Origin of the sequence: Streptomyces sp. NPDC093586 (assembly GCF_044764905.1) — a bacterium.
Lineage (GTDB): Bacteria > Actinomycetota > Actinomycetes > Streptomycetales > Streptomycetaceae > Streptomyces.
The window spans coordinates 112,062-125,994 of the sequence record NZ_JBIWJA010000023.1; the positions used below are offsets into that span (position 1 = coordinate 112,062).

A 13,933-nucleotide genomic window follows, 5' to 3' on the forward strand; every position below is an offset into this window, starting at 1 on the left:
CGTACGGAGCGTCGGTACGGGCTGCTAGCCGAGCCGGGACTCCAGTTCCGCGACGATCTCGTTGACGCCGATCGCGGTCTGCTCGCCGGACTCCATGTCCTTGAGCTGGACGACGCCTTCGGCCAGGTCGCGCTCGCCGAGGACCAGGGCGTAACGCGCGCCCGAGCGGTTGGCGGCCTTCATCGCGGCCTTCAGGCCCTTGCCGCCGTAGGAGAAGTCGGCGGCGACGCCGTTCTTGCGCAGCTCGGTGACCTTCGCGAACAGGATCCGGCGGGCCTCCTCGCCCAGCGGGACCGCGAAGACCGAGGTGGCGGAGGGGATGTCCGGTTCGATTCCCTCCGCCTCCAGGGCGAGCACCGTGCGGTCGACGCCGAGGGCCCAGCCCACCGACGGCAGGGACGGGCCGCCGATCATCTCGGACAGTCCGTCGTAGCGGCCGCCGCCGCCCACCGCGGACTGCGAGCCCAGGCCGTCGTGGACGAACTCGAACGTCGTGCGCGTGTAGTAGTCCAGACCGCGCACCAGCTTCGGATCGTCCTCGAAGACCACGCCCGCCGCCGTGATCAGCTCGCGGACCTCCTCGTGGTACGTCTTGCAGGCGTCGCACAGGTAGTCGCGCAGCAGCGGGGCGTCGGTGAGCTGCTTCTGCACGTCGGGGCGCTTGTCGTCCAGGACGCGCAGCGGGTTGATCTCTGCGCGGCGCAGCGTCTCCTCGTCCAGGTCGAGGCCGCGCAGGAAGTCCTGGAGTGCGGCCCGGTAGACGGGGCGGCACTCCTTGTCGCCCAGGGAGTTGAGCAGGATGCGGAAGTTCTGCAGGCCCAGCGAGCGGTACGACTGGTCGGCCAGGATGATCAGTTCAGCGTCGAGCGCCGGGTCCTCGGCGCCGATCGCCTCGGCGCCGACCTGGGAGAAGTGGCGGTAACGGCCCTTCTGCGGACGCTCGTAGCGGTACTGGGAGCCCGAGTACCAGACCTTCACCGGCAGGTTGCCCGCCTTGTGCAGGTTGGCCTCCAGGACCGCGCGCAGCACGGGAGCGGTGGTCTCCGGGCGCAGGGCGAGCCGGTCGCCGCCCTTGGTCTCGAAGACGTACATCTCCTTGGTGACGATGTCGGTGGACTCGCCGACGCCGCGCGCGAACAGCTCGACGTTCTCGAAGCCGGGCGTCTCGATGTAGCCATAGCCGGAGTTGCGCAGCGGGGCGGCGATCGCCTCGCGCACGGCCAGGTACTTGGCGGAGTCGGGCGGCAGCAGGTCGTACGTGCCCTTGGGGGCCTTGAAGGTGCTCACGGAAGGTCTCTCGTCACATTCCTCGTCGGGGCGCCTCGGCGCCCTGGCCGGCCGCCACCTGCCGCAGATACGGGTTGGTGGCGCGCTCCTGGCCGATGGTCGTCTGGGGGCCGTGGCCGGACAGCACCACGGTCGGATCGTCGAGCGGCAGGACGACACGGGCGAGGGACGCCAGCATGTCGTCCATGGAGCCGCCCGGCATGTCCGTGCGTCCGATGGAGCCGGCGAACAGCAGGTCGCCCGAGAAGAGGATCGGCGGGATGTCCGCCGCCTCGGGCAGGCCGAAGGTCACCGACCCCTTGGTATGGCCCGGCGCGTGCGCGACCGTCAGCTCCATGCCCGCCAGGTGCAGCTTCGCGCCGTCGGTCAGCTCCCTGACGTCGTCCGGCTCCCCCACGGTGAGTTCGCCCATCAGCGGCATGCCGATGCTGCGGCCGATCCCCTTCTCGGGGTCGCTCATCATGTAGCGGTCGTCGGGGTGGATCCAGGCCGGCACGTCGTGCGCGCCGCACACGGGGACGACCGAGGCCACGTGGTCGATGTGGCCGTGGGTGAGGACGACGGCGACGGGCTTGAGCCGATGCTTGGCGAGTGCGTCCTCGACTCCCTGGGCGGCCTGGTGGCCGGGGTCGATGATCACGCACTCCTCACCGGCGGCGGGGGCGACGAGGTAACAGTTCGTCCCCCAGGCCCCGGCGGGGAACCCGGCAATGAGCACGTTCGTCCTTGGTTTGTGTCGGTACGGGTGGGCTGCGGGCGGGCTGCGCCCGTGGTCAGAGCCTACCGGCGGTGCCGTTTCCTCAGCTAACCCATATACGGTACGGGGCTACACGCACGCGGTCGGTTCGTCACGCGCACGCGTGCCGGTCGGCACACACGACGCATCACGACGCATGAGGAGAGAACCCGGTGGTCAGCCAGGAGCAGCGGCGGCGTCAGCTCGCCCGGGAGAAGTTCTTGCGGCAGCAGCAGCGACGCACCTCCGCGCGCCGCAAGGCACGCATGCGCAACGCGGCGATCGCCTCGGGGCTCGGCGTCGTCCTGATCGGCAGCGGCGCGTTGTACGCGACCGGAGTGGTCCTCGGGGACGACGACGACAAGACGAACGCGAGCGCGGAGGTCACCCCGAGCGCCTCCGCGAGCAGCAAGGCGGCGGACCCGTGCGACAAGCCCGCCGACGGCAAGGCCGCGACGCAGACCTGGAAGAAGGAACCTGCGATGGCCATCGACACGTCGGCGAAGTACTCGATGAAGCTGTCGACCACCTGCGGTGACATAGACATCGCGCTGAAGGCGTCGGCGGCGCCGCACACGGTCAACTCGTTCGACTTCCTCGCGGGCAAGGGCTACTTCGACCACACGAAGTGCCACCGGCTGACCGACGCCGGCATCTACGTGCTCCAGTGCGGCGACCCTCAGGGCACCGGGACGGGCGGCCCCGGCTACACGATCCCCGACGAGAACCTGAAGGACGCGAGCCTCAAGGGCAACGTGTACCCGGCGGGCACGGTCGCGATGGCCAACCAGTACAACGCGCAGACGCAGCAGGGGCGCAACACCGGGGGCAGCCAGTTCTTCCTGGTCTACCAGGACAGTCAGCTGCCGCCCGACTACACGCCGTTCGGCACGGTGTCCGAGGCGGGCATGAAGGTGCTCAAGAAGATCGCGGACGCCGGGGCGCAGCCCATGGACCCGACGACGGGGAACACCGCGCCCAACGCGACGGTCGTGATCAACAAGGCGACGGTCACGAAATCCTGACCCCCATCTGCGGAATTTCGGTCGCGCGGGATGCGGACAGGCCCCCCGCCGGTCGCCTATGTTGGCCGTGACGAAACTGTGGACGATGCCCGGGGGCAGCAGAGCCCTCCGCAGGCATCATGTGGAGGAGGCGCTGTGAGCAGCGACCCGTGGGGCCGCGTCGACGAGACGGGGACCGTGTACGTGCGTACGGCCGACGGCGAGAAGGTCGTCGGTTCCTGGCAGGCAGGCTCCCCCGAGGAGGCGCTGGCCTATTTCGAGCGCAAGTACGAGGGCCTGGTTGTCGAGATCGGCCTCCTCGAGAAGCGAGTGAAGACCACCGACCTGTCGTCGAAGGACGCCCTGGCCGCCGTCGCGCACCTGCGCGAGCAGGTCGACGCGCACCACGCGGTCGGTGACCTGGAGGCGCTGCGGACCCGGCTGGACAAGCTCGTCGAGCTGGTGGACAAGCGCCGCGAGGAGCGCAAGGCACAGCGGGCCAAGCAGTCCGACGAGGCGCGGGGCGCCAAGGAGGCGCTGGTCGCCGAGGCCGAGGAGCTGGCGCAGTCCGACCAGTGGCGGGCGGCCGGCGAGCGGCTGCGGTCGCTGGTGGACACCTGGAAGGGGCTGCCGCGCCTGGACCGCAAGTCCGACGACGAGCTGTGGCACCGCTTCTCGCATGCGCGCTCGGCATTCTCCAAGCGCCGCAAGCAGCACTTCGCGCAGCTGGACGCGCAACGCGAGGAGGCCCGCCGGACCAAGGAGCGGCTGGTCGCGGAGGCCGAGGCGCTGTCGAACTCGACGGACTGGGGACCGACGGCCGCGCGGTACCGCGACCTGATGTCCGAGTGGAAGGCCGCGGGCCGCGCCCAGCGCGAGCACGAGGACGAGCTGTGGAACCGCTTCCGCGGCGCCCAGGACGTCTTCTTCGCCGCCCGCAGCTCGGTCTTCGCCGAGCGGGACGCGGAGCAGGCGGAGAACCTCAAGCTCAAGGAGGAGCTGGCCGAGGAGGCCGAGAAGATCCTGCCGGTCACGGATCTCAGGGCGGCCCGTGCCGCGTTCCGCTCGGTCAACGAGCGCTGGGAGGCCATCGGCCACGTGCCGCGTGACGCCCGGCCGAAGGTCGAGGGCCGGATGCACGCCGTGGAGCGGGCGATCCAGGAGGCCGAGGAGGCGGAGTGGCGCCGGACCAACCCGGAGGCACGCGCGCGTGCCGAGGGCCTGACCGGTCAGCTCCAGGCCGCCGTGGACAAGCTGCGCTCCCAGATCGAGCAGGCGCGCGCCCAGGGCAACAACGCCAAGGCCGACAAGCTCCAGCGGGAGCTGGACGGCCGGCAGGCCCTGCTGGACCAGGCCCTGAAGGGCCTCCAGGAGTTCGGCGGCTGACACACGGACGAGAGGGGCTCCCGTACGGTGCGTACGGGAGCCCCTCTCGTCCGTGCGCGGTGCTCGCGGGCCCTACGACGGCCTGCGCGCCGACGTCACCCGGTACACGTCGTACACGCCCTCGACGCCCCGTACGGCCTTCAGGACGTGCCCGAGGTGCTTCGGGTCGCCCATCTCGAAGGTGAAGCGCGAGGTGGCGACGCGGTCGCGGGAGGTCTGGACGGCCGCGGAGAGGATGTTGACGTGCTGGTCGGACAGCACGCGCGTGACGTCCGACAGCAGCCGGGAGCGGTCCAGCGCCTCGACCTGGATGGCAACCAGGAAGACCGAGGACTGGGTGGGCGCCCACTCGACCTCGAGGATGCGCTCGGGCTCGCGGGAGAGCGAGTCCACGTTCACACAGTCGCTGCGGTGAACCGATACTCCGCTGCCGCGGGTGACGAAGCCGATGATCGGGTCGCCGGGGACGGGCGTGCAGCAGCGGGCCAGCTTGACCCACACGTCCTCGACGCCCTTGACGACGACGCCCGGGTCGGCGCTGGTGCGGCGTTTGCGGCCGCGGCCGCGCGCGGGCGGTACCGACTCGTCGATCTCCTCGGTGGCGGCCTCCTCGCCGCCGAGCGCCTGGACCAGCTTCTGCACGATGTTCTGCGCGGAGACGTGGCCCTCGCCGATCGCCGCGTACAGCGCGGAGATGTCCGAGTAGCGCATCTCGTGCGCCAGGGTGACCAGGGAGTCGCCGGTCAGGATGCGCTGGATCGGCAGGTTCTGCTTGCGCATGGCGCGGACGATGGCGTCCTTGCCCTGCTCGATCGCCTCGTCGCGGCGCTCCTTGGAGAACCAGCCGCGGATCTTGTTGCGGGCCCGCGGGGACTTGACGAAGCCGAGCCAGTCGCGGGAGGGGCCGGCGCCGGCCGCCTTGGAGGTGAAGACCTCCACCAGGTCGCCGTTGTCCAGGGTGGACTCCAGCGGGACGAGGCGGCCGTTGACCCGGGCCCCTATGGTGCGGTGGCCGACCTCGGTGTGGACGGCGTAGGCGAAGTCCACGGGTGTGGCACCGGCCGGGAGCGCGATGACGTCGCCCTTGGGGGTGAAGACGAAGACCTCGTTGCGGGAGAGGTCGAAGCGCAGGGACTCCAGGAACTCGCCGGGGTCCTCGGTCTCCTTCTGCCAGTCCAGCAGCTGCCGCAGCCACGCCATGTCGTTGATGGCGTCCTTGTCCTTGCCCGAGGTCTTGGGCACGTCCGTGCGGACCTTGGAGGCGCCGGCGACGGCCTCCTGCTTGTATTTCCAGTGCGCGGCGATGCCGTACTCGGCGCGGCGGTGCATGTCGAAGGTGCGGATCTGCAGCTCGACCGGCTTGCCGCCCGGCCCGATGACCGTCGTGTGCAGCGACTGGTACATGTTGAACTTGGGCATCGCGATGTAGTCCTTGAACCGCCCCGGAACCGGGTTCCAGCGGGCGTGGACCGTGCCCAGCGCCGCGTAGCAGTCGCGGACGGTGTCCACGAGGACGCGGATGCCCACCAGGTCATAGATCTCCGCGAAGTCACGGCCGCGGACGATCATCTTCTGGTAGACGCTGTAGTAGTGCTTGGGGCGGCCGGTGACGGTCGCCTTGATGCGGGCCGCGCGCAGGTCCTGCTGGACCTCGTCGGTGACGACGGCGAGGTACTCGTCGCGCTTGGGGGCGCGCTCGGCGACCAGGCGGACGATCTCGTCGTACATCTTGGGGTAGAGGATCGCGAAGGCGAGGTCCTCCAGCTCCCACTTGATGGTGTTCATGCCCAGCCGGTGGGCGAGCGGCGCGTAGATCTCCAGGGTCTCGCGCGCCTTCTTCTCCTGCTTCTCGCGCTTGAGGTAGCGCATGGTGCGCATGTTGTGCAGGCGGTCGGCGAGCTTGATGACCAGGACACGCGGGTCCTTGGCCATGGCGACGACCATCTTGCGCACGGTCTCCGCCTGCGCGGCCTCGCCGAACTTGACCTTGTCCAGCTTGGTGACGCCGTCGACGAGCAGAGCGACGACGTCGCCGAAGTCGCGGCGCAGGTCGTCCAGGCCGTACTCGGTGTCCTCGACCGTGTCGTGCAGCAGCCCGGCCATCAGCGTGGCCGGATCCATGCCGAGCTCGGCGAGGATCGTGGTGACGGCGAGGGGGTGCGTGATGTACGGGTCGCCGCTCTTGCGCTTCTGGCCGCGGTGCCAGCGCTCGGCGACCTGGTAGGCGCGCTCGATCTGGCGCAGCGTCGCCGTCTCGATCTTGGGGTCGTTGCTACGCACTATCCGCAGCAACGGCTCCAGGACCGGGTTGTACGGGTTCGCGCGCTGCACGCCGAGGCGGGCGAGGCGGGCGCGGACGCGGTTGGAGGAGCCGGAGCGGGCGGGCTGGCCTGCGGGCGTACGGACCACGGGCGCGTTCTGGGGGCGCTCGGGCGGCAGCGGCTTGGGACGCGGCTGCTGCTCGGCGGGCTTGTCGACCGGCGCGGACGGGGCGTGCTGGATCGGCCCACGCGTGTCGTTCTTCGCCTGGGGCGCGCTCGGCGCGGGCTTCGCCGCGGGCGCCGAGGCGGACTCGGGCTTTGCGGCGGTCAGTGGCTGGGCCTCGTCTGGCAAGAGGACTCCTCGTGCGCGATCCGGGTCCCCCGGTCAGGCTCCGGATACCCCATGGTAGCGATCCTGCGTCCCAGGATCGCCTTCAGGCCGAAGGGAGGGCCTTCGACGGGAGAAACGCCGGAGGCGGGCGCCGGATTCCTCCGGGCCCGCCTCCGGGTGCGGCTCAGGCCGCGTCAGACGGTGAGCAGCGCTTCCAGCGGGGCGTCGGCCAGGGCGGGCTCCAGCCGGGCACGTCCGCCGAGGAAACCCAGCTCCATGAGCACGGCGAGGCCCGCGACCTGTGCGCCCGCCCTGCGGATGAGCTGGACGGAGGCCTCGGCGGTGCCGCCGGTGGCGAGGACGTCGTCGACGATCAGCACACGGTCGCCGGCGCTCAGGTCCTCGGCGTGCACCTCGATCTCGGCCGACCCGTACTCCAGGTCGTAGGCCTGGCCGAGGGTGGCTCCGGGGAGCTTGCCCGCCTTGCGTACGGGGACGAAGCCGAGTCCCGACCGCAGGGCGACCGGGGCGCCGAGGATGAAGCCCCGGGCCTCCAGTCCGACGACCTTGGTGGCACCGGTGCGCCCGGCGACCTCGGCGAGGGCGTCGGTGAGCGCGGTGAAGGCCGCCGGGTCGGCCAGGAGCGGGGTGATGTCCTTGAACACCACGCCCGGCTCCGGGTAGTCGGGCACGTCCCGGATGCGGCTGAGCAGCAGCGCCTGGATGTCTGCGAGTCCGGTCATCGGCGCTTCCCCGAGGGTCGGCCGCGGCCCCGGTTGCGGGACGCGGGCTGGTTGCGGGGGCCGACGACCGCGGGTGCGGCGTCCTCGGGCTCGTCGTCGTACGGCCCGTCGGTGACGGCCGGATCCGCCGGCTCGCCCTTGGCCGCGGCCTGGGCGCGCTTGGCGAGGACGCGCTTCTTGAGGGACTTCATCTGCGGCTCGGCCTCCTTGAGGTCGGCGACCAGCGGCGTGGCGATGAAGATCGAGGAGTACGCACCGGCCGCGAGGCCCACGAACAGCGACAGCGAGATGTCGTTGAGCATGCCGGCGCCGAGGACACCGCCGCCGATGAACAGCAGGCCGCCCACCGGGAGCAGCGCGACCACCGTGGTGTTGATGGAACGGACCAGAGTGCTGTTGATCGAGCGGTTGGCGATCTCGCTGTAGGTCCAGCGGGTCTGCTTGGTGATGTCCTTCGTCTGCTCCTTGAGGCTGTCGAAGACGACGACCGTGTCGTAGAGCGAGTAACCGAGGATCGTGAGCAGACCGATCACCGTGCCCGGCGTGACCTCGAAGCCGACGAGGGCGTAGATGCCGACGGTGATGGTGATGTCGTGGATCAGCGCGATGAACGCGGCGAGCGCCATGCGCCACTCGAACGCGATCGCCAGGTAGATCACGACCAGGACCATGAAGATCGCCAGGCCCTGCCAGGCCTTGTTCGCGATCTGGTCACCCCAGCTGGGGCCGACCAGGTCGGCGTTGATCTTCTCCGCGTCGACCTTCAGGTCCTTGGAGAGGTCGTCCTTGATCTGGTCCGACTTGCCGGTGTCGATGCCCGCGATCTGGATGCGCAGGCTGCCGTCGCCGAGCTTCTGGACGATCGCGTCGTGGCCGGAGGCGTCCTCCGCGAACGTCTCCGCCTGGGACACCGAAGTGCTCATGTTCTTCGGGGTGGTGAAGACCGCGCCGCCCTGGAACTCGATGCCCATGTGCAGACCGCGCACCGCCAGGCCGACGATGGCCGTGATGGTGATCAGGATGGAGATGCCGTACCAGATCTTGCGGTTCTTGATGAAGTCGTAGCCGACCTCGCCATGGTGCAGCCGGGCGCCGAGCTTGCCGAGCTTCGACATCTCTCACGCCTCCTTCGGGTCGACAGGGCCGGCGGACGGACGACGGGTGCGGCGCAGCGGCGGCTTGGCACCCAGGGCCTTCGGGTCGAGCCCGGACCACTTGTGGCCGCTCGCGAAGAACTTGCGGCGGGCCATGAGCTGGAGCAGCGGCTTGGTGAAGAGGAACACCACCACCACGTCGAGCAGAGTGGTCAGACCCAGGGTGAACGCGAAGCCCTGGACCTTGCCGACGGTGACGATGAAGAGCACCGCCGCGGCGAGGAACGACACGAAGTCGGAGACCAGGATGGTGCGCCGGGCGCGCGGCCAGCCGCGCTCGACCGCGGGGCGCAGCGAGCGTCCCTCCCGGATCTCGTCGCGGACGCGTTCGAAGAACACGATGAACGAGTCCGCCGTGATGCCGATGGCGACGATCGCTCCGCAGACGGCCGGCAGGTTCAGCGCGAAGCCGATGGTCGGGCCGAGCAGCGCCATGATCACGTACGTCAGGCCGGCGGACACCAGCAGCGAGGCGACGGCGATGAAGGACAGACCGCGGTAGTACAGCAGCAGGTAGAGGACGACCAGCGCGAGGCCGATCGCGCCGGCGATCAGGCCGGCCTTCAGCTGCTCACCGCCGAGCGCGGCGGTGACGGTGGTGACGCTGTCCTCCTTGAAGCTCAGCGGCAGCGCACCGTAGGACAGCATGTTGGCGAGGCTCTGCGCCTCTTCCTGGTCGAAGCTGCCGGAGATCTCCGCGCTGCCGCCGGTCAGGGCCTGGCTGACGTAGGGGTCGGAGACGACCTCGTTGTCCAGGACGATGGCGAACTGGTTCTGCGGGGACTGGTTCTGGGCGAGCTTGCCGGTGATGTCCGCGAACTTCTTGGAGCCGGAGTCCGTGAACTTCATCGTGACGGTCCAGCCGGCGGCGGTCTGCGTGTTGAAGACCGCCTGGGCCTTGTCGACGTCGGTGCCGTCGACCGCGGCCGGGCCGAGGATGTACTTCTGCCACTGGCCCTGCGAGCTCTGGCCGCAGGCCACCGTCGAGTCGCCGGGCTTGGCGCCGTCGCCGGCCTTGGCGCGGTCCGCCTTCTTCGTGCAGTCGAGGGCGGCGTACTGGGCCTGGAGCTTGGCGGTCGCGTCGTCGCCGGAGGCACTGGCGCCGGTGCTCGGGGACGGGGACGCGTCGCCGGTGGCCTTGCCGGAGGCGGACGGGCTGGGGTCGGCCTTCAGGGCGTCGGTGACCGCGCGGCCCTGGGTGGTGGCACTGGCCGAGGCGGAGCCGGACGGCGAGGAGCTCGCCTTTTCCTTGTCCGTCGCCTTGTCGGTCGCCTTGTCCGTCGCCTTGTCGGGGGCACCGGAGGCGCTCGGCGAAGGGCTGCCCGTCGCGGCGGCACCGGAGAGTTCGGTGGCGATGACCGGACGGAAGTAGAGCTTGGCGGTGGTGCCGACCTGGGCCCGGGCTTCCTTGGAGTTCGTACCCTTGGGGATGTTGACGATGATGTTCCGGTCGCCCTGGGTCTGAACCTCGGCCTCGGAGACGCCCAGACCGTTGACACGGTTGTTCATGATGTCAACGGCGGTGTCCATGTTGGTCTTGTTGATCGCGGACTCCTGGCCGGGTTCCGAGACCGCCCTGAGGGTGATGCTCGTACCGCCGGCCAGGTCGATCCCGAGACGCGGAGTCGTGTGTCCGGAGGCGAACATGCCTCCCGTGAGCGCCGCGATGACGATCACGATCAGGGCCAGCGAGCGCCCGGGCCTGCTCTGAGCGCTCGCGGTCTTTCCCTTTTTAGGTGCTACCACCTGTTCGTACTCCCTCTCGAGCCGCGTCACGCCGGGACGGCGCACCGGCGGCCATCACATGGTGTGGGGATCCGCGCGACGCGCGGGGTGCACGGGAACGGTCCGTGCACCTCGGGGCGCGGCTACTTCGCCTCGGAGCCGCCGTCGGACTTCTTCGGCTGCTCGTCCGCCTTCGTCGCCTCGGCGGATGCGGCGTCGGCCGTCGGCTCGTCGGCCGCGTCCTTCTTGCCGAGGTCGACGGACTTGTCGTCGGAGTCGGCGGCGGCCGGGGCGTCGGTCTCGGTGAGGGAGGAGGCGTCGTCCGGAACGACGTCGGCGTCGGACTTCAGGTCGTGCTCGATGCCGTGGACGATGCGGTTGTACTCGTCGTCGGTGAGGACGGCGCCGATGGAGTTCTTGGCGAAGAGCAGTTCGACGCCCGGACCGGCGTCGAGGAGGACCGTGTCCTCGTTGACCTCCTTGACCGTGGCGTACATGCCCCCGATGGTGCGGACGCCGGAACCGGGCTGCATCTGGTTCCGCATGTCGGCGGCCTGCTGCTGCTTCTTCTTCGCCGACCGGGTCATCAGGAACATGGCCCCGATGAGCACGATGAACGGGAGGAGGGTCACGAGACTCACGGGTCGGTACTTCCTTCACACGACCGCGATGGTGAGCGGCCTGATGGTTGGGGGTGTGTGCGCCACCGGCAGGGGCGGCATCGGCGGAGTCTAAGCGAGTCCGCGCGCATGGAACAACGCTCAGCATGGCACCGGGGTTCCTGCTCCGGCGAATGTCGTCGCCGCGGCGGGGGTGTCACGCCCCGAACAGGTCCTGTTGTCCGTTTCCGGAGGTCTGCGCCCGCGGCGGGGTGAGGCCGAGATGCGCCCACGCCGCCGGGGTCGCGACCCGTCCGCGCGGGGTGCGGGCCAGCAGGCCCTCCCGTACGAGGAAGGGTTCGGCGACCTCTTCCACTGTCTCACGCTCCTCCCCCACCGCGACGGCGAGCGTGGACAGACCGACGGGACCGCCGCCGAACAGCTTGAGCAGTGCCTCCAGCACGGCCCGGTCGAGGCGGTCCAGCCCCCGGGCGTCGACCTCGTAGACCGCGAGGGCGGCGGCGGCGATCTCCTGGGTGATCAGGCCGTCGGCCTTGACCTGGGCGTAGTCGCGGACACGGCGCAGCAGGCGGTTGGCGATGCGGGGGGTGCCGCGGGAACGGCCGGCGATCTCGGCGGCGCCGGCGGTGTCGATCTCGACGTCGAGCAGGCCCGCGGAGCGATGGACCACGCGTTCCAGTTCGGCCGGTCCGTAGAACTCCATGTGCGCGGTGAAGCCGAAGCGGTCGCGCAGCGGAGGCGGCAGCAGGCCCGCGCGTGTGGTGGCACCGACCAGGGTGAACGGGGGCAGTTCGAGCGGGATGGCGGTGGCGCCCGGCCCCTTGCCGACGATGACGTCGACGCGGAAGTCCTCCATCGCCATGTAGAGCATCTCCTCGGCGGGCCGGGACATGCGGTGGATCTCGTCCAGGAAGAGGACCTCGCCCTCCTGGAGGGAGGAGAGGATCGCGGCGAGGTCTCCGGCGTGCTGGATGGCGGGGCCGGAGGTGATGCGGATCGGGGCGCCCATCTCGGCCGCGATGATCATCGAGAGGGTGGTCTTGCCGAGGCCGGGAGCACCGGAGAGCAGGACGTGGTCGGCGGTGGCCCCGCGCGCGCGTGCGGCGCGCAGGACGAGGTCGAGCTGCTCGCGGACCTTCTCCTGGCCGATGAACTCGCCCAGGTCCTTGGGGCGCAGGGCCGCCTCCACGGCCTGGTCCTCGCCATCGGCGACCGAGTCCACCAGCCGCTCTCCGGCGGCCTCGGTGTCGGTCGTGTCGTCCCAGTTCATGAGGTGTGCCTCGGCTCTCGCTACGGACTATCGGGCGCGGTTCAGTGTCTGCAGGGCGGCCTTGAGCAACTGCCCCACCTGAGGTGTGCCCCCGGCGGCCTCCGCCTGGGGTGCCACGGCGGACACGGCCTCGTCGGCCTCCCGGGTCGCGTACCCCAGACCGATGAGGGCGGCGTGCAGCTGGTCGCGCCAGCCCGCGCTGACCGGGGCGCCGACGGCGGGGGTCCCGACCGGTTCGCCGAGACGGTCCCTCAGTTCCAGGAGCAGCTTCTGGGCGCCCTTTTTGCCGATGCCCGGGACGGCGGTCAGGGCCTTCTCGTCCCCGGTGGAGACGGCCCTGCGCAGCGCGTCGGGGCTGTGCACGGCGAGCATCGCCTGCGCCAGGCGGGGGCCGACGCCGCTGGCGGTCTGGAGTAGCTCGAAGACCTGGCGTTCGTCGTCGTCGGCGAAGCCGTACAGCGTCAGGGAGTCCTCGCGCACGACGAGGGAGGTGGCGAGCTTGGCGGGCTTGCCGACGCGGAGGGCGGAGAGCGTGTTCGGCGTGCACTGGACGGCCATGCCGACGCCACCGACCTCGACCACCGCGGTGTCGGGGGCGAGGGCGGCGACCGTGCCGCTGACGAAAGCGATCATGCCGTGTGGCCTTTCGGTGCGTGCGGGGCTTTCGGGATGCGCGGGCTTCCCGGTGCCTGGGGGGACCGGGAGGCGTGCAGGGCGGCGGCCTGCTGGAGCCGGTTCTGCGCGGGGGACCGCCAGATGTGGCAGATGGCCAGTGCGAGCGCGTCGGCGGCGTCGGCGGGCTTCGGGGGCGCGTCCAGCCGCAGCAGGCGGGTGACCATGGCACCCACCTGGGCCTTGTCGGCGCGTCCGCTGCCGGTGACCGCGGCCTTGACCTCGCTGGGAGTGTGCAGGGCGACGGGGATGCCGCGGCGGGAGGCGCACAGGATGGCGACGGCACTGGCCTGGGCGGTGCCCATCACCGTGCGGACGTTGTGCTGGCTGAAGACGCGTTCCACGGCGACGAACTCCGGCCGGTACTCGTCCAGCCACTGTTCGATGCCCTGCTCGACGACGACGAGGCGGTGGCCGAGATCGGCGTCCGCGGGGGTGCGGACGACACCGACGCCGAGCATGGTCAGCGGCCTGCCCGCGACGCCCTCGACGACACCGATCCCGCAGCGGGTCAGCCCCGGGTCCACCCCCAGTACACGCACGCCCACGCCTTCCCTCGATCACCTGTTTGTGCAGGCTATCGGGTGCCACCGACAACGGCGGGGGGGGGGGGGGGGGGGGGGGGCCCCCCCCCCCCCCCCCCCCCCCCCGCCCCTGCTGACACCCCGTACGAGCGCTACGGCACGTGCACCCACTGCGCCTTGGACGGCGTTCCCTCACCGTCGGTGGCGAACAGCATGTACC

At 70.5% G+C, this 13,933-nt stretch carries 12 protein-coding genes; 2 read left to right on the forward strand and 10 right to left on the reverse strand.

The window, feature by feature from the left end; translation table 11 throughout:
• Nucleotides 1-24: 24 nt before the first annotated feature.
• Nucleotides 25-1,287, reverse strand: a complete 1,263-nt coding sequence (gene hisS / locus ACIRFH_RS23495) for a histidine--tRNA ligase (protein WP_403524055.1) — start codon at nt 1,285-1,287, stop codon at nt 25-27.
• A 13-nt stretch (nt 1,288-1,300) separates the two neighbouring features.
• Nucleotides 1,301-2,005: an MBL fold metallo-hydrolase gene (locus ACIRFH_RS23500; protein WP_403524058.1), complete on the reverse strand. Its 705-nt coding sequence runs from the start codon at nt 2,003-2,005 to the stop codon at nt 1,301-1,303.
• A gap of 191 nt (nt 2,006-2,196) precedes the next feature.
• On the opposite strand from ACIRFH_RS23500, the gene ACIRFH_RS23505 reads away from it, so the two are divergent.
• Both ACIRFH_RS23505 and ACIRFH_RS23510 read left to right on the forward strand, forming a co-directional pair.
• A complete protein-coding gene (locus tag ACIRFH_RS23505; protein WP_403524061.1) occupies nt 2,197-3,048 on the forward strand; it encodes a peptidylprolyl isomerase in 852 nt (283 codons plus the stop codon).
• Nucleotides 3,049-3,183: 135 nt separating this feature from the next.
• The gene (locus ACIRFH_RS23510) at nt 3,184-4,413 is read left to right on the forward strand and encodes a DUF349 domain-containing protein (RefSeq protein WP_403524064.1); all 1,230 of its coding nucleotides are present in this window, start codon (nt 3,184-3,186) and stop codon (nt 4,411-4,413) included.
• A 72-nt stretch (nt 4,414-4,485) separates the two neighbouring features.
• On the opposite strand, the gene relA is transcribed toward ACIRFH_RS23510, so the two are convergent.
• The 8 genes from relA to ruvC form a co-directional block, all read right to left on the reverse strand.
• Nucleotides 4,486-7,026, reverse strand: coding sequence for a GTP pyrophosphokinase (relA, locus tag ACIRFH_RS23515; protein ID WP_403524067.1), 2,541 nt, complete (start codon nt 7,024-7,026; stop codon nt 4,486-4,488).
• Between the two features lie 173 nt (nt 7,027-7,199).
• A complete protein-coding gene (locus ACIRFH_RS23520; RefSeq protein ID WP_403524070.1) occupies nt 7,200-7,748 on the reverse strand; it encodes an adenine phosphoribosyltransferase in 549 nt (182 codons plus the stop codon).
• On the reverse strand, nt 7,745-8,863 hold the full coding sequence (gene secF / locus ACIRFH_RS23525; RefSeq protein WP_403524072.1) for a protein translocase subunit SecF: 1,119 nt from the start codon (nt 8,861-8,863) through the stop codon (nt 7,745-7,747). Before secF ends, ACIRFH_RS23520 begins: the two co-directional genes overlap by 4 nt.
• A gap of 3 nt (nt 8,864-8,866) precedes the next feature.
• A complete protein-coding gene (gene secD, locus ACIRFH_RS23530) occupies nt 8,867-10,648 on the reverse strand; it encodes a protein translocase subunit SecD (protein ID WP_403524096.1) in 1,782 nt (593 codons plus the stop codon).
• Between the two features lie 122 nt (nt 10,649-10,770).
• The gene (gene yajC / locus ACIRFH_RS23535; protein ID WP_403524075.1) at nt 10,771-11,268 is read right to left on the reverse strand and encodes a preprotein translocase subunit YajC; all 498 of its coding nucleotides are present in this window, start codon (nt 11,266-11,268) and stop codon (nt 10,771-10,773) included.
• Between the two features lie 175 nt (nt 11,269-11,443).
• Nucleotides 11,444-12,517, reverse strand: coding sequence for a Holliday junction branch migration DNA helicase RuvB (ruvB, locus tag ACIRFH_RS23540; RefSeq protein ID WP_403524078.1), 1,074 nt, complete (start codon nt 12,515-12,517; stop codon nt 11,444-11,446).
• A 27-nt stretch (nt 12,518-12,544) separates the two neighbouring features.
• The gene (gene ruvA, locus ACIRFH_RS23545) at nt 12,545-13,150 is read right to left on the reverse strand and encodes a Holliday junction branch migration protein RuvA (protein WP_403524081.1); all 606 of its coding nucleotides are present in this window, start codon (nt 13,148-13,150) and stop codon (nt 12,545-12,547) included.
• On the reverse strand, nt 13,147-13,731 hold the full coding sequence (ruvC, locus tag ACIRFH_RS23550) for a crossover junction endodeoxyribonuclease RuvC (protein ID WP_403524084.1): 585 nt from the start codon (nt 13,729-13,731) through the stop codon (nt 13,147-13,149). The genes ruvA and ruvC overlap by 4 nt, the downstream gene beginning before the upstream one ends.
• Between the last annotated feature and the right edge of the window lie 202 nt (nt 13,732-13,933).